Origin of the sequence: Acinetobacter towneri (assembly GCF_001758345.1) — a bacterium.
Lineage (GTDB): Bacteria > Pseudomonadota > Gammaproteobacteria > Pseudomonadales > Moraxellaceae > Acinetobacter > Acinetobacter towneri_A.
In genome coordinates this window covers 1-19,144 of sequence record NZ_MKQS01000009.1, presented here as the reverse complement: position 1 = coordinate 19,144, position 19,144 = coordinate 1, and the positions used below count along the sequence as shown (strand labels likewise).

The 19,144-nt window shown below is 32.3% G+C and carries 15 protein-coding genes and 2 pseudogenes; 8 read left to right on the top strand and 9 right to left on the bottom strand.

Translation table 11 applies throughout. The features are described 5' to 3' along the window. Positions 1 to 7: 7 nt before the first annotated feature. The 3 genes from BJN41_RS06285 to BJN41_RS06275 all read right to left on the bottom strand — a co-directional run bounded on the left by BJN41_RS06285 (position 8) and on the right by BJN41_RS06275 (position 2,906). Entirely contained in the window at positions 8 to 1,306 is a 1,299-nt protein-coding gene (locus BJN41_RS06285; RefSeq protein ID WP_070154046.1) for a Y-family DNA polymerase, read from the bottom strand. After that, positions 1,303 to 1,875: a LexA family protein gene (locus BJN41_RS06280; protein ID WP_070154044.1), complete on the bottom strand. Its 573-nt coding sequence runs from the start codon at positions 1,873 to 1,875 to the stop codon at positions 1,303 to 1,305. The genes BJN41_RS06285 and BJN41_RS06280 overlap by 4 nt, the downstream gene beginning before the upstream one ends. 500 nt (positions 1,876 to 2,375) lie before the next feature. Further along, entirely contained in the window at positions 2,376 to 2,906 is a 531-nt protein-coding gene (locus tag BJN41_RS06275) for a hypothetical protein (protein WP_227515219.1), read from the bottom strand. A 149-nt stretch (positions 2,907 to 3,055) separates the two neighbouring features. Between BJN41_RS06275 and BJN41_RS15845 the strand changes: the two are divergent. Next, positions 3,056 to 3,207: pseudogene (locus BJN41_RS15845) on the top strand (IS982 family transposase); the annotation flags it as partial. Between the two features lie 214 nt (positions 3,208 to 3,421). On the opposite strand, the gene BJN41_RS06270 reads toward BJN41_RS15845, so the two are convergent. Next, positions 3,422 to 4,354 (bottom strand): IS5 family transposase, encoded by a 933-nt coding sequence (locus tag BJN41_RS06270; RefSeq protein ID WP_070154042.1) that lies wholly within the window; start codon positions 4,352 to 4,354, stop codon positions 3,422 to 3,424. Between the two features lie 425 nt (positions 4,355 to 4,779). Between BJN41_RS06270 and BJN41_RS06265 the strand changes: the two genes are divergently transcribed. The 5 genes from BJN41_RS06265 to BJN41_RS06245 are packed head-to-tail and all read left to right on the top strand — an operon-like array spanning position 4,780 to position 10,990. Then, positions 4,780 to 5,313 carry a hypothetical protein gene (locus BJN41_RS06265; protein WP_070154040.1) on the top strand — a complete coding sequence of 178 codons (534 nt, stop codon included), beginning with the start codon at positions 4,780 to 4,782 and terminating at the stop codon, positions 5,311 to 5,313. Between the two features lie 10 nt (positions 5,314 to 5,323). Beyond that, the gene (locus BJN41_RS06260) at positions 5,324 to 6,466 is read left to right on the top strand and encodes a hypothetical protein (protein WP_070154039.1); all 1,143 of its coding nucleotides are present in this window, start codon (positions 5,324 to 5,326) and stop codon (positions 6,464 to 6,466) included. Further along, the gene (locus BJN41_RS06255; RefSeq protein ID WP_141730379.1) at positions 6,463 to 7,503 is read left to right on the top strand and encodes a TRAFAC clade GTPase domain-containing protein; all 1,041 of its coding nucleotides are present in this window, start codon (positions 6,463 to 6,465) and stop codon (positions 7,501 to 7,503) included. Before BJN41_RS06260 ends, BJN41_RS06255 begins: the two co-directional genes overlap by 4 nt. Further along, on the top strand, positions 7,503 to 8,372 hold the full coding sequence (locus BJN41_RS06250; protein ID WP_070154037.1) for a hypothetical protein: 870 nt from the start codon (positions 7,503 to 7,505) through the stop codon (positions 8,370 to 8,372). Before BJN41_RS06255 ends, BJN41_RS06250 begins: the two co-directional genes overlap by 1 nt. A 2-nt stretch (positions 8,373 to 8,374) precedes the next feature. Continuing rightward, positions 8,375 to 10,990, top strand: coding sequence for a hypothetical protein (locus tag BJN41_RS06245; protein WP_070154036.1), 2,616 nt, complete (start codon positions 8,375 to 8,377; stop codon positions 10,988 to 10,990). Positions 10,991 to 11,389: 399 nt separating this feature from the next. On the opposite strand, the gene BJN41_RS06240 is transcribed toward BJN41_RS06245, so the two are convergent. Continuing rightward, entirely contained in the window at positions 11,390 to 11,887 is a 498-nt protein-coding gene (locus BJN41_RS06240; RefSeq protein WP_070154035.1) for a hypothetical protein, read from the bottom strand. 85 nt (positions 11,888 to 11,972) lie between these two features. On the opposite strand from BJN41_RS06240, the gene BJN41_RS06235 reads away from it, so the two are divergent. Continuing rightward, positions 11,973 to 12,182, top strand: coding sequence for a helix-turn-helix domain-containing protein (locus tag BJN41_RS06235; RefSeq protein ID WP_009585097.1), 210 nt, complete (start codon positions 11,973 to 11,975; stop codon positions 12,180 to 12,182). On the opposite strand, the gene BJN41_RS06230 is transcribed toward BJN41_RS06235, so the two are convergent. The 4 genes and pseudogenes from BJN41_RS06230 to BJN41_RS06215 form a co-directional block, all read right to left on the bottom strand. Next, positions 12,171 to 12,608: a hypothetical protein gene (locus tag BJN41_RS06230; protein ID WP_070154033.1), complete on the bottom strand. Its 438-nt coding sequence runs from the start codon at positions 12,606 to 12,608 to the stop codon at positions 12,171 to 12,173. The genes BJN41_RS06235 and BJN41_RS06230 overlap by 12 nt on opposite strands. A gap of 1 nt (position 12,609) precedes the next feature. Continuing rightward, positions 12,610 to 14,934 (bottom strand): annotated as a pseudogene (locus BJN41_RS06225) (hypothetical protein). Beyond that, entirely contained in the window at positions 14,924 to 16,504 is a 1,581-nt protein-coding gene (locus BJN41_RS06220) for a site-specific integrase (RefSeq protein WP_070154032.1), read from the bottom strand. The pseudogene BJN41_RS06225 and the gene BJN41_RS06220 overlap by 11 nt, the downstream one beginning before the upstream one ends. An 11-nt stretch (positions 16,505 to 16,515) precedes the next feature. After that, positions 16,516 to 17,862 carry a site-specific integrase gene (locus BJN41_RS06215; protein WP_070154030.1) on the bottom strand — a complete coding sequence of 449 codons (1,347 nt, stop codon included), beginning with the start codon at positions 17,860 to 17,862 and terminating at the stop codon, positions 16,516 to 16,518. 384 nt (positions 17,863 to 18,246) lie between these two features. On the opposite strand from BJN41_RS06215, the gene istA reads away from it, so the two are divergent. Next, the coding region (gene istA / locus BJN41_RS06210) for an IS21-like element ISAba8 family transposase (protein WP_070154028.1) at positions 18,247 to 19,144 on the top strand (898 nt) is incomplete at its 3' end.

Sequence of the window (19,144 nt, the reverse complement as noted above, 5' to 3'; positions counted from 1 at the left end):
AATTAATTTATTGGCTGATCTTTAATAATCCCTGCCAGCTGAAATAGTTCTGGGTCAAATGGGTACGATTCATGGACCACTTTCGTTGTGGCAAGTAGCAGCTGCCAACAGCTAATTTAGTTTTCCCATATCTCGCCTGTACCGCTTCTAAAGTCTGCATGAGGCTTTCATTACTTTCACGCTGGCTGTGGTCTGTCAGCAGGTCAGGAGTAAAGCGCTGCTTAGCAATTAAATCCGTCAGAATTACACCACACTTTTTATATTTCACGTCAGATTTATAAATGTGTTCCAGCAGTTGCATAGCTGTTTTAATCAGATCCAAAACACAATCCGTCGGTTCAGGAAACTCAAAAGCCAACGATTTACTGTAATAGGGAACCTTTGAATCAAAAGGATTCGATTGCACAAAAGCAATGACACATCCACATAACGAAGCGTCTGCTCGTAAACGTATGACCGCATCCTGTACATATTTGCCCATAGCCTCTTTGAGATCATCTAGCTCGGTAACTTTTTCACCAAATGAACGACTTGCTATGATTTGCTGTTTGGTGGGAGGGGCATCATCTAACTGCATACAAGAAACACCTTGCAGCTCCAATACTGTTCTTTGGATTACCACAGAAAAAAGGCTCGCCATGCGATGAGCATCTTGCATCACTAAATCCAGCACCGAATAGATTCCCATGGCATTTAGTTTTTTAACTAACTTACGACCAACGCCCCAAACTTCACCCACCTCAATGTCTGAATAAAGCATTTCCTGATCTAGGAAATCCATATTGAGTAAGTTACACACACCCTTGAAACCCTGTCTTTTTTTGGCAAGATGGTTGGCCATTTTGGCTTCGGTTTTACTACGACCGATACCAATCGAGACGGGCAAGCCGATCCAATCCAACAAGCGTTGTTTCATGTGATGCGCATACTGGGTTAAGTCAAAATTTTGTGCATAACTGGTCAGATCTAAAAAACACTCATCAATTGAATAGATTTCCTGTTCATGTGGCGCAACAAAACTAGCCAAAATTGAATGAAAACGCTTGGACATTTCAGCATATAAAGCATAGTTACTGGATAACACCACGACCTGATGTTGCTGAACAATATCTTGTATTTGAAAGAGAGGAATGCCCATTTTGATGCCCAGCGCTTTGGCTTCATTACTTCTTGCCACAGCACAGCCATCGTTATTGCTGAGCACAATCACAGGTTTATTGTTTAGACTGGGATTAAATACCCGCTCACAACTGACATAACAGTTGTTGATATCAATCAGGGCATAAATCCGCTCGTAACTGCTCATCTGAACTTCTTGATCACACTGGTAACCACACCCCAAATCAGCATGGTTTGATTATCTTTCAAATGGATATCAGCAAAATCAGGATTAGCCGCCTGCAACCAGCATTGATTACCCTCAATCATCAAACGTTTAATCGTAAAATCATTGTCAATCAATGCCAGAACAATATCCCCATGCTTGGCTTCAATACTACGGTCAACGATTAGCTTGTCATTCAGATCAATCCCTGCATCACGCATGGATAAGGATTCCACTTCAACGATAAAGGTTGCCTGTTGGTTTTGAATAAGAAACTCGTTTAGATCAAGGGTCTTATCGATATAGTCCTGAGCAGGGGAAGGGAAGCCTGCAGCAACTTTTTGCAAAGCAACAGGAATCTCATAATGTGTTTTTGTCTCAAGCAATGTAATAGAGGAAATATCGTTAAACTTTGGAGTGTCATTTTTTTTCAGGTATTTCTTGATTTCCAATACACGAGACTCTGGCACCCGAATGACCTTAGTCGGTTCGTTATAGACAAAAGGACGGCCAGAACCTTTGCGTGCACCACCATGCTTATTTTGCGTCATTTTTATTATCAATCTTGATTATGTAACATAATTAAGATTATAGAAAACTCAGAATATAAAAACAAGATTGTCCGTTCTTTAATAAAGTATTATCCCAAATCTTGGGATTGCCATGATATTAGCAAAGCCACAAGATCAATCAGACGACACAATAAAGATTGTCTAATCCTTGATCGTAGAAACTTTATATTTGAAGCAACAGAAGACCTAAAGGGCTTTACTGGTATCTATTGATTGTTCAGCAACATTAAATAAAACCGTGGAACATTGTTCAGTTATTGATCGTGGAACGTGAACAATCATAAAAAAAGCCCACTCGAGGGTGAGTGGGCTGTAAACTAGGTGTTAGCATACTGAATTATAACACAATTTAAAAAAAATAGGAGCCTTAAGCTCCCATTTTTACTGTATTTTTTTGAAAATTTCGTATAACGCCCATTATGTTAAATAGGAATTACTTATGGGAAGATTAGCTTGTCTTTTTTAGTTTTATGTATGTTTTAAAAAGTAGTATATTTTTTATAAACAATCTCACAATTACTGAGTTTGTATTTGTTCACGCAATCCTCCATTCCAATCACTTCGGCATTTTTTTCAGAATAAGAGTTTGATTGGAAAAAAGTTTTCTGACCATTTAAACCATATCTAAGATTCAGTTGGAATGTACCGTCTGGAAGTTGTCCTTTGGTAATCACTGTACCAGGCTCTTTGTCTTTTGTGTATCCAGAAACACTAGAAATAAGCTCGGGGCATCTTCTTTGATTATCATTTATTTGTTTGCACTCTTTTGCTGCCGAGCGCATAGCTAGTTCACGAGATGTGGCTGTATAGATCGAAAATATGCCATTTTTCGGGTCGTAAGCAACACCAGCATACCAATATTGTGGCTTATAACTACTGCTATTTCCCCCCCAACCGCATACACTACCATCAACTGTCTGACAGTAACCTTGGGTAGGGTTTGCTTGAACTAGTGGACTAAGACTGAGCAATCCAATTACACTTAAAGAAGCAAAAATATAATACTTCATCTTCATTCCCTAAATTATTGTGTTTTAATTAAAAAAATATGTGTAAATTACTTAATCAACCCGAATAGCAGATAAGAAATTTCCTTAAAAAATAGGAGGTTGAAAGCCAGTAGTTGAATTACCAAACTAAACCTTAAGCTATAGTCCTCATGTCTAATAATACCGAATTATTCTGTGTAGTTGATGGCTTTTTTCTTAAATTTGCAGCAACTTATTGGAAATTCCTAAAACAAAGCCCCGACTATCCAAGAACCCGATAGGAACAACTTACTCCCCCTCATAAATCATCTTTATCTCCATGTAGTACAAATGCTCTCAATTTAATAATTTCAAAGCTTTTATTCAAATTATGGAATCATTTGTTTAAACAGAATTAGGATTAATACAAAATCTCCTCAGAGTCTGAAGATAAATAATTTTATAGATTTATGAAAAAACTGTTTTCTTTTCTTTAAAATTGAACGGCTTAGTTGCACAAAGATTTAAAAGACAGCACCTGCTTATCTGAACAGAACTCAAGTAACAACTTGGGTATGAGGACGACCTAATTCTGTAAATCTGTTTAATACTGCTATGCGTGCATGAATCTCATTGACCTGACTAGGAAAACTCCTTGCTGTTAATTTATCGCCTAATAATTTGATGCAATGCATCTTGCTTTCGACCAAACTTCGACGATGATAACCCGACCATTTTTTCCAGATAGCTCTGCCTAATCGTTTAACGGTTTGAAGTAACTCATTTCGTTCTCTTGAACTGATTTTAGAATCTTTCCAGGGCTTGGCATTTTTTCTGGGTGGAATTACCGCATGAGCCTGCCGATCGGCAATCACTTGTCTACATCGTTTTGTATCATAAGCCCCATCCGTATAGACCGAATCAATTCGCTCATCTTCAGGGATCTGATCAAGTAAATCATCCAGTACTTGTGAATCACTGACATTATTCGTAGTCAGCTGAACAGCGCGTATTTGCAGGGTTTCAGCATCTATCCCAATGTGGAGTTTACGCCATTGGCGACGATATTCAGGCTGATGTTTCTTACGCTTCCATTCGCCTTCACCTAAAAATTTTAACCCCGTAGAGTCGACGAGTAGATGTAATCCATGACGACTTTTTTGATAGCGAATTGAAATATCGATATGCTTTTGTCTTCTGCAAAGAGTTGAGTAATCGGGTGCCGTCCAATTCAAACTACAAAGTTTAATGAGGCTTTGAACAAAGCCTTTGACCATACGTAAAGAGAGTCTAAATAAGGACTTAATCATCAAACAGCATTGAATGGCGGTATCAGAATATGTTTGATCTCGTCCTTGTTTGCCTTGTGGTGGTGCATACCATTGGGTATTTTCATCAAACCAGATCGAGATATTTCCTCGATTGATTAAAGCTTGGTTGTATGCTTTCCAGTTAGAAGTACGATAGATTTTAGGTGTGGGCTTATTCATCTAGGAATTATATTGCTGAATAAGCCTTTGGACAGAAGTTTGTGCAATAAAGCCTATCAATATTAATGAACTTATTACTACTTATTATCTATTTAACTTATGTTTACCTAAAGATTAGTTCATAAATTATATTTTATAAATACATTAATAATATTAGATACTTAAATAAATAAAATCTAAAATGATATTCTAGTAAATTCATGAACTAGTAGGATTGTTGCACAACCGTATTCATATGTACCTATATGTTTCTGTTTGATAATCAAAATTCCTAATTCGACTTTCTTTAGGGATCGTTACTGGCTTTGGTCAATGCCTCATTAGACTATGTATGCAGTAAAGATAAATAAGGACATGTACTAGTTGAAAAATCACAGTATAATCAATATCATTCGTTTAATTATCTTAATATAAATTTTCTTCAAATGCATAACTCAATAAACCCTGCAACTAGGGAGTTTTTAAAAGAGAATTTCTCCTCATACTTAGAAACAAAAAGCTTATGGATACAAGCTGGTGGTAAAGCATCAATGATTGCTGATACACATGATGCTAAAACAAGATGGGAAGATTTGTTTCGTAAAATGGATGCAGGTGCAATAGAGCCAGTTAAGCTACTTATAGGCGCACTACAAAGTTATCCACTTAATAAAATATTGCTGATTGAATTAAGAAATCAACTTTCTGAAAATGATTTGAATAGAGCAAGAACTTTTATTGCCTTACCAAATGATGACTCTATTATAGAACTAAATCAGATTTCAACAGAAAATGCATCAGCAGCGGTCAGTATTGCTTTGACGGAAAGTATTGAACCTAAAGTTTTGGATGAAAGAAATTCAGATGGGCCTACTCAAGAATTTAAGAAATCATTTGCGAGTAAAGCGGGTGAACTAGTTGCAATAGCAGGAGCTAGCGCATGGACCCAAATTTTACAAGGCATGGTTTCAACCTTATAAGGATATAAAAATGGAAATTAATGAAATTTACACAAAGATTACTGATAAAATAAATAAAGATATTTTATTAAAATGGGCTGGAAAAAAAGARTTAAAGCAAGAAGATTCAGAAGAGATTAACAGCTTTATTCAAGAATACAGCAAAGAGTTATTTTCAAAAGAATTTAATGAGCTGGCTGAGATAATATTATCAGTAATCTATGAGCCAAAGGATAGTGAATCTTTAAAAAATATTAAAATTAAGATTTTTGATAATATCAGCGAGAAGCACCCATTACTTTTTCAAGGAATGGCTGATAGTGGTGAAAAACCATTAATATTTGCAAATAACATTCTGTTATTAGCAATTAATGAAATGTTAAAAAATGAAATTAACGAAGAAAACCATCCAACAAAGATACTTGGATTGTGCGCTAGTATTGATTTGTTAAAGAATTATAATCCAAAGATTAATCCAGACAACCCCTTTAGTGATGATTTTATTTATATTTTATACGATTATAAAAACATTATAGTTAGTAGGGATTGGGAAAATAATACCATACCAGGCCATACCGTGGAGACTGTGAAAAGTTTTTCAAAGTTAACTTTTGAAACAGAGCAGAATATTCCAAATGAAGAAGATTATGTTAGAAAACTTTATAATAATTCAACAAGTGTACACAATTTAACTTCTTCTATAAGAAAAAATTTAATTGAATTGCAGCAATCTGTTAAAAATTCTTATGAACAAATAAAACGTGAACAGGATTTATTGTGGTGGTTAAATGTAAATCATACAAATAACTATCCTGAACATGACTTTTATTCTTATAAAGAACTATTAAATCCCTACGTTAGTTCTGTATTTCTGGCCAATGATTTATGCGAAATAGAATCACTAGAACTACCTTTACCTAAGAAAGTCAAAGCTTTACTTTTAGAGGCATTATATAAAAGTTTTCCTGAAGTGCTGAAAGATGATATAGAAACTGTTGAAATTAGTGTTATTCATAATGAAGACTACAACATATGTCCAAATATAAATAATCTTAGAAATATACTAAAATCGTTAGAAAAATTTAGTGATTTCAATATTAAAGTAAAACCAGCTTCTTTTATTTTGCAAATTTTATCATTAGTTGAAATTTTAAAATTAGGATATGAAGGATGATGTTATATRCATGTGATTATTCTGGATGTGTTGTTAAAAATTGTGAGGATAATGGTCTTTTACCATGTCTAGAAGGAAATACATTTCAAGATTGTGAGCACATAAAAGTAGTTAACGTAGAAAGTAACTCAGAAACTGATGATGAGCAAAATTATGAATATGAAGAAGATGATACAGATTTTAAAAGTATAATTAGTAGTAGAAACCTCATTAAATTTGAAAATATTAAATTTTTCGGTTTAGAAAATGAACCAAGCATTGCAACATTAATTGGATTGCCAAACTCAGGAAAAACAAGCTTATTAACTTCAATGCTATACATGTTAAGAATGGATAATGAGCAAAATTTGAATTTCATGGGTTCTTCTACATTAAATGCTTGGAGCAATCTGATTAGTCTAACTTTATATGCGTACGGAAATACACCACGTCACCCAGAGCGGACAATAGATAAACCAAATACTCAATATCTTCATTTATTAATAAATAAAGATGATAAACCATTTGATCTATTGCTAGGTGATACAGCAGGAGAAATTTTTTCTGGAATAGTTGAAAATAATGATATTGAAAGTCAAGAATATGAAAGAATTAAAAAATGGGTATCTGAAACAAAAACATTATTAATATGCTTGGATAGTTCAGATTATTACACTGAAGATATTTGGATATCCAAAGAAAACCATATGATCTTTATTGATAGATTGGCGGAAATTATTGCTGATTTTAATCCAGAAGTTAGTATAGTATTTATACAGACCAAATATGATAAAGTCGATGAAAATCATGAAAACTTCCAATACCATCAAGAAGTAAATGATTATTTTATTGAAAAGTTCAGTAGAAATTTAATTGGCATAGCAAAAACAATTAGTATTACTGCTAAGCAAGGAGTTCCTCCAGAAGATATAGACAAAGTATTATCGCTTTGCTTAATCAATACACCTTTATTAGATGTACACAGTCAAGAAGATATGGATAAAAATATATTGAACGAAGTTACATCAATTCATCAACATTTAAAAGAGTGGATTTAATGATAAATAATCTTTTGATTATAGGTGAACCTGCAACTGGTAAATCAAATTTTTTAAGAATGTTAGCTTATAATTGGTCATTAAAAAGTTCACCTGTAATTCAAACCAAAACTCCATCAAAATTACTTAGTCAGGATGTGTTACAAGGATACATTATAGATAGAACACAAGAAGCATATAAAAATGTTCAATGGAGTTTGATGTATCAAGGAAAAGAAATTGTAATTGAATTACCAGAATACAATGGTGAAGAGTTTTTAGAATTAGCCCAAACCAATGAATGGAAACAAGAGTGGGTTGAGCGTATTCATGACTGTAAAGGTATTATTCTAGTTATTTCATCAGATAAAGATAATGTCTATGATTTGGCTAGACCAGCTGAAAGTCAGGTTGAAACTAAAAATAATGAACAATCAGAAGATGATAAGTCACTTAATCATGATTTGGATTATATTGCATTCTTTCAACAGCTATTTTTCATAAAGAAAATTTCTAGAAAATCTAAGAAAAAATTGCCTTTAGTTATTGTTATGAATTTTTGGGATAAAATTTTAAAAGAGAACTTAGAAATTTCCCCTGAACAAAAACTGAAGAGTGAGATGCCATGGTTCTACGAATTTATCAATACTAATTGGCATAAGGATTTCTTAAATATTTACGGCATTAGCCCTTTAGGTGATCATGCAGAACAATTATTTGTAAAATCTAAATATCCTAAAAACCCAACAAAAAAAGCTATTGAAGCAAAAGAAAGGTTTGTTAAAGATTTGAAATCACAATCATGGGTTGTAACAAATGACAAGCCAAAAGAAAAAATAGAGAATTTAAGTCTACCTATTACTTGGTTATTTGAAAAAGTTGGAAGTTGAGAATGTTTTTTGACTGGGGATGTATTTATTCCGACGATAAAGTTTCTACTAATAAGGGACATCAATATCGAAATGGATCATTAAAATTAAATTCAAGTCAACAGGCTGAATTGAAGAATTTTTTTTATATCCCTAGCAATTTTCCAAAAATTCCTGTGATAAGCGGGAAATGGCTTAATAATATAAATAAAATGGCAATTGGCGCGACTCAAATTTTGCCTAACGAAGGAAGAACTAGTTATATAACTTTTATTATTTTTTTAAGTAAAGAAGAATGTTTATCAATAAAAAATATCAATAAAATTTTAAAATTTATAATCAGTGATCCTATTTTTTTAAAATCTATATGTGATGAAATTAAAGAAACACAAGTATCGATAGCTGAATTAGATAATTTAATTATTAATGATAAATCTGAGGCATTTAAAAAAGCTAAAAATACCGTTATAACCTTATATGACATGTATCTAAATAATCAAAATGCTAAAACTATTATTCAAGGAGATATAGTCGATATCGAAGATTACATTCAAGTATTAAGTTCTATGTGGATACTGCTTTTTCCTTCAGTTAAACATGAAATTCATTGGATTGGACCTATAAAATACATAGATATTCCTTTTCAAGATAAACCTAAAATAATATTTACCGAAAAGATAGCTCATCAGTGGGAATCTTCTTTTAGTTCTCAAAAATTTTTAGAGGTTAATGAGCTTGCTACCACTCCATTATCAGAATTTTTTTCTAATACTTTAGAGAATCAAATACATCCTTGCGATTACTTCAATAATTTTATGGGTGAACTTACAGATCTTAATCTACCGAATAATTATTTTACGAATTTAAAATTATTTAATTCTACAGATGATATTAGAAGTAAAATAAATAATTTGCTTTCAATGTGCTCATCACTAAACCTGCAATTCAGTAAAGAAATTATTAGTGAGGACTTCTATCATTCAAATTATGCAACATTACAAAAAGATTTAACCAGTCTAATTAATAAAATTAATTGCATTAAACAATCTAAAAGATTTTTTGCTGATAGAGATTGCTTGCTTGATGCTGAAAATTTTATTTTAATTAAAGAAAAATTTATTGAGCTAATAAACTGTGGTCATTCTGTAGATAAAGCTATATTATCTCATTCTGTTAAATTCTTATGGGTAAAAGAATTTTTATTAAATATTTATAATAATGTTGACATTGCTAATTCTGATGTGATTGACTCATTTTTTTCAACACTCCTTCAATCGAATAGTAACGAAGATATTTTTTTAGATTTTATTTCAAATCATAGAGATAATTTATTTCTAAATATTTTAAATTTAAAATATTATCAAAAAGAAATTATCATAGATAATCTTTTTATCTTACGTAATTTATTTTTTARAACAGGTTGGGATGAGTTTTTTATTGTTTTTTCCATTATATCTATACAAATTGATGATAATAATAAACTATTTCTCCCTGAAATTTTAAAGAAAATTGAGAGTAATTCTTCTTATATAGAAGAATTTAAGAGATTAATAATATCCATATTGGGTGGTGAAAAATTTTCTAAATTATATCTTGAATTAGAAGAATTTTATTTATTAGATGAGTTTAAAGATATTCTTTTGGAAAACTTAATAACAATAAAAAGCACACCTATATCTCTAAATGTATTAAAGATAATTTCTATTATTTTACCTTCAATTTCAAAAAATAAGAAATTAAACATTTTCACCCAAGATTATTTTGACCAATTACTTAAATTACTTATTGATAAAAACTCAAAAGAATTAATTACAATATTCCTTAAAGAATTAAATGGAATAGGTAATTTACACTTTTATAATTTTACTTTTGGTGAGCGACAAATACTTTGGATCAGTAAATGGTCAATAAATTATTTAAGACCAACTACGCTTATTTATATATCTACAAATAGACCCATTCTTACTATTGAAGAGACTGTATTTAAGGATATTAATAAATATATAGTTGAATATAAGATTAAAGAAATCAGCATGCATCTTGTAAATTACCTAAAAGATCCTCGTGTAATTTATTCGGTGGAACATCACATTGTTTTAAGTATTCTATCAGATCACATGAATCCTTCAGAATGGTCTACTTATATCTCCAATATTAAGCAAAAGAAGGATTCTTTTAAAAAGTTTATTGATCTATTTAAATCTAACAATAAAGATAAATATAAAAAAATTAAGGAATACCACAGAATTGTAATTTCTAATCATTTGTCTATTGAGGAAAAACTGGAGATAAATTTCCCAAACAACTTAATGGATGTTCAAATTAGCCACAGAGATTGGTGCTTCTCTTTCCATAAATGTTTAACAGAAATAATTGATAATAGATTAACTTTAGAGAATATTTGTAACTCAGCAGGCATAAAATATAAAAATTTCGATAATGGGAAGAGTATTTCAGATTTTGTTTCGATAGTTATTAATCAAGTATTCGATAAAAAGATTATTGATCCTTATGTATTTTTTACTTCTATACAAAGTAATGTAGGTATTGATKATAGCGTAGTATACGGAGCTATTTTAAATCAGTATAAGATATTTATTTTATTAAAACGTTATTTTAATTTAAAATTACTGAATTAATTTTGTATATTAGACCTCTTGCGTTAGTCAAAATTTAATCAGTGATAAACGTTGATTTTTAAATAAATATCAAAGTCTAAAATAGTCAAAAATAATACTTTCGCAAGAGGTCTATTTTACTCTTATTCTTTAGTGTGAAGTTTTACTATTTTTTAGTTTTTTACATATAAATATAAAAATTAGACTTTCCCCTTATAGCATTTTTACAAATAGAAATTTGAGTCGATAATGCTTTAAAAAGTATTTCGTCTCGAAATTCTATGAAATCTTGAGCTATGTAGGTTAATGAGGGCTCGATTGTTGCTTAGGCAATCGATCTTCTTGTACTAGAATCAGATTATACATAGTGAAGCGACAATCCACTTTAGAAGTCATTACACATCCTATCTGGACCGCCTCTTAACCATCTTCTAAAAATTCTAATAAAGATTCAAGAGCTTTAATTTTTAAGCTCAAGCTGTTAATTTCTTTGCTTTTCATTTGTCGTAATTGTTCAATTTTAAATTGGATATCAGGAAATTGTCTTTTTAAATCATGTAATACTTCAATTTCTTCTTCTAGTGCGGTGATTTCACTCTCAAACTCTTCTTTTTTCAAATTTAGTTCTTGGAGGGTAGATGTTGACTCAATACAAAACTGTGATCGTAGATCATGCAAATTTTCAGCTTCGGTATAAGTGGTTTGTCCATATCTACTTTTTTCAACATCAACGGTTAAATAACCATCTTTAACCAATCGAAGTATCAACCGATAAACACTTTGATAGTTAATATTACTATTTACTACTTCTAAAAGTTTAACTTTATCCCAGAAGTCTACAGTTTGCCATGACTCGATCTTATAGCTACAAAAGACTCTAGAAAGCTCTCGGAACATTGGTAAGTTTTGAATTTCCATATTCATCACTCAAATAATGAGGATTATAGTCCGTGGATTAAAACACTTCAATTCCTGATAGTTCTTGTATTTATGGTTGTCACCTATGAATCAAGAACTAGCACTGTCGATTGGCTTTAAAATCAGAGAAACTCGAAAAAATAAATCTATTAGCCAAGAACAATTAGCCTTATTAACAACGATTGATCGTAGCTATTTGGGGAGAATCGAAAGGGGAGAAGTCAGCATTACTGTTGAAAAACTCTACCAAATCTCGCAAACACTCAATGTTGACCCTAAAATATTACTCCCTTGAAAGATACTTTTTAAGGAGATGTGGAGCTAAGAGATGATCAACTTTCAAGTTGGTTCTAAGCCTTACCTCTTCAATAATATCTATAAGCGTTTCTGTATTCTGATGAAGCTGTGACTCCAAATCATCAATTTGTGTACGCAGATTTTTATTGGTGTCCGTAAGAGCCTGCCTTGTCTTTTTATTTACATAAAGTTGCTGTTCTTTAGTCTTTAGGTTTAGTGGAGAAATCTGCTCAGATACATACAGAGATATGAGCTTCTTCCTTTCAGCCGAACTCAAAGTACTTAGCCCACCTGATATAAAGCCCTTTGCTGTTAGACGACTATGAAGAGCTTTGTGTGAGATAGGTGATTTCTCAAACCCTTCTACCAACATCATTTGTAATTCCTGTTCGATGACTTCATCTAATTGTTTACCACGTATCATATCAGGCTTCCTTAGACTCAATTTTTTGTTGTTCGATGGCGAACAGTTCACTCAATGTAGTTGGTAATTTAGCAATTGCATCCCCATAAGGAAAAACGGGAATAGGAGTTAAACTTTTTTGTCTATCAAGTGCTTTTGTCTTTAAGTCACTTAAATAAAGTATTTTTTGACGTAAATCCTCAAGCATTTCGCTATAAGATAAATCATGGACTACAATTTACTCTATGTGTGCAAACTCATCCAGCAACTTATTCAAAGTATGTTGTAGGACTTCTAATTCACCTTTACGACCAGTTAAAGTAAAGTTTCCACATTGATCACCTGATTGGCATGCAAGGCGCTTAGGGCAATCGTGTACAGCGACTTCACGCATACATCCACCAAAAGGCAAGGGGTGTAAGCAAGCATGGCGTTGAACTAATGAGTTGGCTAATGATTGATCCTCTTTAACCAACTCATTAAATGACTCTGCGATGTCTTGAAAATATTCATCAAAGAAAGATTCCTTTAAATAACTAGCTACTTCATTTTTTGAATCAAATGTTTGTAAGTTCATCTTTAGATTATTTTCTAGATCCAATTTGTCTGAAAAGTACATTAATCCATCATGTTTAATAGAATCAATTGGGTAGTCTGGCTTTAGTTCTTGTTTATCATCTTTGTAAAGTACCAATTCATGTTTTTCTATGAGACTAGCTGTGACTTTACGTTGTTTCAACGCTATGTGTTGATAATACTGGTTTTGCTTGATGTCTACACGTCCCATGAGCATTGCTTGCAAATGTTCAGCTAAGCCACTGAGTGCCAAGAAAGTATTAATGTTGTGGCGTGGAATATGTGAGGATAATTTAGAGTGTTCTGTTTCATTTTCAAATAAATTATATTTCTTAAAAGCAGACATATTACGTCTATTACCTACAAATGCATTTATTATCAAAACATTCAATGGGATGATATTGACCTTGTTATAGAAAGCTCTATCAAGTGTCGTTGATCTAAATTGATGTATAAAAAGCAGATCTTCAAAAGGAATTTTTTCTATCTTACCCTCATAATTAAATACATGATCAATAGGATATTCAGAATCATAATTGGTCAGACTTTTAACAAATTGATTAATTTCATTTTTTAAGTAATATTTCTTTACATCTCTACCTTTTTTCTCTTCTTTATACATTGGAGTGTTTTTAAGAGTTTTGATGATAACTTCACGTTGCCCAGCTCGTCCTCTATACGTATCTTTAGTACCAAAAATTGTTCCGATAAGATCATCTACTTCAACATAATTTTCTCCAATCATATCAATTGATTTTGGTAGAAAATCGGAACAATTTTTTGATCTAATATAATGCAGGTGTTCTCTATATTCTTGGGTTAGTTCTAATAATGATTGAAATATATTCTCAACTAAATTTGCAGACAACGGCTCGACCCAATATGTTCTAAGGCCTGCACCTTTAGCACCATGATAATGAATTCCTAAAGTGTATTGCTTAATACCATCTATACTTAAATGTTCATTGGTAACAGGATCAAGTATAGGTTTTTTAACCAAAGCGTCGGTTTTTAAAAGTATTGCTTCTGTCGAACGGAATCCAGTGATAATAAGTAATAACACTAAATTCAGAACAATCTTTTCACCATTCGTTTCACATAAACTAATTAACGACACGATATTGATAAATGTTCGAATGGAGATTAGTTTGTCTTTATCCAAATCATCTTCATCGAGCTCTAGTTGATCTATTAAAGCTTTTGTTTTCTTAGCATTTGGAGTCCTATTCTGGTGGTTGATATAAAGATATTTCTGAGAAAATTCTAATGGTTGTTCAGTAAAACCATAATGATTTAGCATTTCCTGTAATCTAAGGTATGTACCAGCATGGTCGGGGAGATTCGTTTTACTTGAGTTTTCTGTCAGAATCTCAAAAGACTTATTTAAAATTGATGTACACAATTGGCATGGATGTAAGTTTTCACTATTTTTAGCATAAAGTGCGCTATACCAGCGTTTCAAAATTAAGACTTCAGCATAGAGCTTTTGAGGAGATGCTTTGGAATTAGATTTTCGATAACTGAGAACAAGTAATGATTTAATAAATTCTTGGAAAATTAAGTTGATATTACTACTATCAACACCTTTTAATCGTTGGATTTTGCTAAATTTAAAATGAATTTCCCCGCTTCTCGATAATAACCATCCAGAACCTATTGTTCCACCATACCAAGTGGAGTCGTTCCAATTCCACTTGAAATTAGACTGTAAATTTTGATTAAAGTAATTTTTTTGTTCTTCAATAAAAGCATTATATTTTTCAATGTTCATGAAGATCATCCTTCTGTAATGCACAACGAGCTATTACAGATTCAATTTCAAATTTAGTTGACTCATGGACTCTAATCAGGGGATTCCTAGATACGCCTATACCATCTGATAGCTTAATGAGTTCATTGATTTCACTTTGTATACTTTCTAGAACATTACTATGATTAGCATCAATAAAAGGATGAAAGTACATACAACCATAGCAGTTACGTACAGGTTGAAATAAACATTTGTTTTTGTAAGAACACCCACCAATATCGTAATGAATTTTGCTACCAATATTTCCAAGAACTTTTTTCTGATTGCAATCTTTTTTATAAACTAGTCTTCCAGTCATAAGCATGGCTATCATTTGTCTGTACAGAGAATTTTTACCAAGTGCTTGTGCTCTAATTTGAGCTAATTCAGGAGTAGAAAAAATATAATGTCTAGCAGTTACAACAGAAGAGTGACCTAAGATATATGCAATTTCTTCAGCAGAAGACCCTGCCATTGCCAAACTATAGCCAACATGATGCCTAAAATCAGAAAATGAGTACTTTTGCTTTATCATTTCATCTGCAAGAACAGCTTCTCTGTACTCTTCGGGAGCAAAATCAAATAATTGTGTATTAATCGCTTTTGAGCAAAAGCGGGCAGAATTTTCTTCTAAATCAAATAACTTGTTTTTTGGACTTAAGTTAAATTTTTCGATATAAGCAATAATGATTTCAGCAACTTCTTCTGGTAATTTCACTGCGATCTTTTCATGTACATAACGTGCTTGTTTTGCATAGGGAATTAGTATGCTATAGCGATTAAAATGATCAGTAGTACGAGTGGTATCTATTTTTATGTCTTCAGCAGATAGCTTTGCTAATTGTACAGGTCTAAGACCAGTTACATACACCAAACCAAGTATTGATGAGTAAAGTAGTGTTTGTTTATCGATACCCTGGAAATCATCTTTGATAGCTTGGTTTAATTTGATAAAGCCTTGTTGAATCATTGAAATAAGAGGGTAATCAATCGCATCTTCGTATTGCTGGTAATATAATCTTGAATTAAATGCTTTAGGACGTTCAAGAAATTCCAACTCATATTCCTGATCAAGATCAAAGCATGAAAAGTTCTCTAGAAATAGTAGCTTCACTAAGAACTTAAAATGGTAATAGTATGTAGAATTGTCGGCTTTTGCTAAATCAACTAACAAAGATTTCGAATTATGATAATCAAGCTTTAGGCTTCTAGTTTTTAGCGACTTTATTGCGAAAGTGTAAGCCTGTAATTTTGCTTCAAGTCCAGATGGTGTATTAACTTGAATGTAATTAGCTAGAAAAAATTTAGCCAATTTTTTCTCTGACGTACTGAAGTTAGAAAAGTTTAAGTGAAGTTTTTTCCCTGAGTAAGAAAAATTCCAAACATCGTTAGATGTTTGAATGAACTTGCTATCAAACTTATCAGCTCTATGAAATCGAATGATTGTCGGTAAGTGTAAAGACTCTATGAGCCTAAGGTCAGCATCGTGGAAAATAATAAATTCACTATGACTATTATCAATTTTTTTAAAATCTAGACTAAGTTGGGACATATTTTTATCAATCAAAATTTAATACTGGAATCTATGATCCGAGACAAGTTCATAAAATTAGCTCGTTCTACAATAAAGCGTTTACCATAATATATAGGCATTGTACTTGTAGGTGACCAACCACCTAAGGCTCTTAGATCATCCTGTGCTTTTACTAGAGCATCATTTACACTTTGTTTGAGATCAGAGTGACTAGCATTTTCTTTCTTATATTTCTCAAAAGAAAAACTTAACATCATATAAGCCCAAGAATGTCTACATACGTGTGGAGTTAGACGTTCTATTGAATCATAAGCTGAAGTATCAAAACACTCAGGTAACAACGCCTTTAATGACAAATCTACTTTATCAAATATCTTTTTAACACTGGCATAACTTAAAGCAGAGTGGGGAGGCTTTAAAGATGTAAATAAGATTTGTGAAGGAAGTTCTTTTCGGATTTCATTTATATAAATTTGAAGAATTCTATAGTCTCGTTCCTGTAGTTTAATTACTCGGTACGAATATTCATTTTTGATTTTTGGCTTTTTTGATCGATCATCGAATTCATCATCTGTATTTGTAATAATTAAACTAAAATTATGATTTTGAATTGATTTTTTAATAGAATTGGTTGTTAGTAGCATAAGCTCACCAATTCTAAGACCATAGTTAAGCATTAAATGTATGATCAGAAAATTTCTTAGTTGCACACTTTTAGATCTAAAAGGATTTAATTCATTGTATCTATTAGAGTTGCTTGGTGAAATAACTGAATATAATCCTTTAATCATTTCTTGATTCATGCTTTTAAACGTATGATTTATTTCACTTTTAATTATTTTATTGGATTTTGAAAAGTTATTTATAATTTTTTTCTTTATAGTCATATACTTACTTAGATTTTCTTTAATTTTTTGGACTTCCTTCAAAGTAAGTTGTGGCTGAGATTGGATGCTTAGGTATTCATCTATCAGAAAGCTGTAAAACTTTAGAAAGGATCTAATTCTCTGACCAATCGTCGTGTAATTAGTATGGTCTGTATTTCTTAGTCGAATAAGATTGCTTTCAAATTTTTTATTATTTTCTAAATAAACAATGAAATTATCAATTTCACATTGGATGATCTCAAAATTATAGGATGTAGAGTAAAACGACTCACAAAAGGATGTCGAAAACTTTTCGTACCAAAATTCATACCAAAATTTTATTGCTATCAAATCTGCATGCTGTGTGGATATGCTTTGAAATCTAAGGAACTTCATTGTGTACAGCATAGGGTACAAACATGGACAAGATGAATTTAGATCAAATAAAAGAATAATTTGATTYTCGTTTGAGACTTTCTTTTCCAAATGAATTGTTTTTAAAGCAAACATAGTAAAGTTTATGAAGTATTCTTAAGGTCAACATATCATATTTTATAAGTGAAATAGAACTCACTTAAGTTATTGAATTTTGGTTTAAGTAAGAAGGATATGAAGTTATGGTTAGGTGTATCGGATTTAACATAACGTACATTATACGCAATCAGTCTTGTAAGCCCAAAGTAGAAATGTCCGGTTTCTCCAAAGTAAAAATGTCCGCTTTTAGAATATGCACTTTTGCAATTTTCTTAGCGGACGGTTTGATATGTTGGTGTCTATGTCTGACAAAGAAATTCAACGTCTTGCGGTGTTAGCGGCAGTGTAAAAATGACCCCCTAATGGCATTTAAAAACTGACCCCCTTGGTTAATATAGCGGTCATTTTGGACTGCTCAACATGTTAACTTTGGAGCAAGCAGTGACAATCCAAATACTTCATCAACAAGGTAAATCTATTAAAGCCATTAGTCGTGAACTGGGGGTGTCCAGAAATACCGTACGTAAATATTTACGGCAAAACACCACACCTCAGTATCAGCGTATACAGCCTAGAATAAGTATCCTTGACCCATATAAACCTTATTTACTCCAACGTGTAAACGCAGCTCATCCTGAATGGATTCCTGCTGTTGTGCTCTACCAGGAAATTTTAGGGTTGGGATATCCAGGAAAGATCAGGATCTTGAGGGAATATCTTGCAACATTAAAACCAGTTGCTCAACCAGAACCGATCATTCGTTTTGAAACCCAACCTGGCCAACAAATGCAGGTAGATTTCACCACGATTCGACGCAACAACACGACTTTAAAAGCCTTTGTCGCAACATTAGGGTATTCCAGAGCGACTTTCGTGAAATTTTATGATCATGAACGTACCGATGCATGGATCGATGGTCTAGAAAATGCATTTCAGTTTTTTGCAGGAGTACCTCAAGAAATCCTGTTTGATAACGCTAAAACGATCATGATTGAACGGGATGCCTATCAGGAGGGGCAGCATAAATGGAATCCCAAACTGCTCGACTGCGCCAAGAAATACAGCTTTCGTCCTCGCGTATGTAAGCCCTACCGTGCACAGACCAAAGGCAAAGTTGAACGCTTTAATGGATACCTCAAATCAAGCTTTATTGTGCCATTGAAAGCAAGCCTGAAGACTTCGGGTTTACTGTTAGATGTTGATGTCGCCAATGCCCACATTGGCCGGTGGCTGCATGAAACCGCCAATCAGCGGATTCATGCCACCACGCAAGAAAAACCGGCTGTTCGACTGCAACAGGAGCAGCAAAAATTTACGC

Excerpts from the sequence above, each read along its gene's own strand:
- BJN41_RS06285 (WP_070154046.1), bottom strand. The coding sequence starts at position 1,306 with ATGAGCAGTTACGAGCGGATTTATGCCCTGATTGATATCAACAACTGT.
- BJN41_RS06280 (WP_070154044.1), bottom strand. The coding sequence starts at position 1,875 with ATGACGCAAAATAAGCATGGTGGTGCACGCAAAGGTTCTGGCCGTCCT.
- BJN41_RS06275 (WP_227515219.1), bottom strand. The coding sequence starts at position 2,906 with ATGAAGTATTATATTTTTGCTTCTTTAAGTGTAATTGGATTGCTCAGT.
- BJN41_RS06270 (WP_070154042.1), bottom strand. The coding sequence starts at position 4,354 with ATGAATAAGCCCACACCTAAAATCTATCGTACTTCTAACTGGAAAGCA.
- BJN41_RS06265 (WP_070154040.1), top strand. The coding sequence starts at position 4,780 with ATGCATAACTCAATAAACCCTGCAACTAGGGAGTTTTTAAAAGAGAAT.
- BJN41_RS06250 (WP_070154037.1), top strand. The coding sequence starts at position 7,503 with ATGATAAATAATCTTTTGATTATAGGTGAACCTGCAACTGGTAAATCA.
- BJN41_RS06240 (WP_070154035.1), bottom strand. The coding sequence starts at position 11,887 with ATGGAAATTCAAAACTTACCAATGTTCCGAGAGCTTTCTAGAGTCTTT.
- BJN41_RS06235 (WP_009585097.1), top strand. The coding sequence starts at position 11,973 with ATGAATCAAGAACTAGCACTGTCGATTGGCTTTAAAATCAGAGAAACT.
- BJN41_RS06230 (WP_070154033.1), bottom strand. The coding sequence starts at position 12,608 with ATGATACGTGGTAAACAATTAGATGAAGTCATCGAACAGGAATTACAA.
- BJN41_RS06220 (WP_070154032.1), bottom strand. The coding sequence starts at position 16,504 with ATGTCCCAACTTAGTCTAGATTTTAAAAAAATTGATAATAGTCATAGT.